1 protein-coding gene is annotated in these 573 nt (G+C 53.6%); it reads left to right on the forward strand.

The window, feature by feature from the left end:
• Positions 1–573, forward strand: a 573-nt coding sequence (locus PsAD26_RS04540; RefSeq protein WP_084403573.1) for a phage terminase large subunit family protein, incomplete at both ends; no start/stop codon positions are given.

Below are 573 nucleotides of genomic sequence, written 5' to 3' on the forward strand. Positions count from 1 at the left end.
CCATGAAGCGTTTCACTAATGGGCGTGGCTTCTGGTGCCTGGGCGGTAAAGCGGCAAAAAACTACCGTGAAAAGTCGGTGGATGTGGCGGGTTATGATGAACTTGCTGCTTTTGATGATGATATTGAACAGGAAGGCTCTCCGACGTTCCTGGGTGACAAGCGTATTGAAGGCTCGGTCTGGCCAAAGTCCATCCGTGGCTCCACGCCAAAAGTGAGAGGCACCTGTCAGATTGAGCGTGCAGCCAGTGAATCCCCGCATTTTATGCGTTTTCATGTTGCCTGCCCGCATTGCGGGGAGGAGCAGTATCTTAAATTTGGCGACAAAGAGACGCCGTTTGGCCTCAAATGGACGCCGGATGACCCCTCCAGCGTGTTTTATCTCTGCGAGCATAATGCCTGCGTCATCCGCCAGCAGGAGCTGGACTTTACTGATGCCCGTTATATCTGCGAAAAGACCGGGATCTGGACCCGTGATGGCATTCTCTGGTTTTCGTCATCCGGTGAAGAGATTGAGCCACCTGACAGTGTGACCTTTCACATCTGGACAGCGTACAGCCCGTTCACCACCTGGG

Source organism: Pseudovibrio sp. Ad26 (assembly GCF_001623285.1).
Lineage (GTDB): Bacteria > Pseudomonadota > Alphaproteobacteria > Rhizobiales > Stappiaceae > Pseudovibrio > Pseudovibrio ascidiaceicola.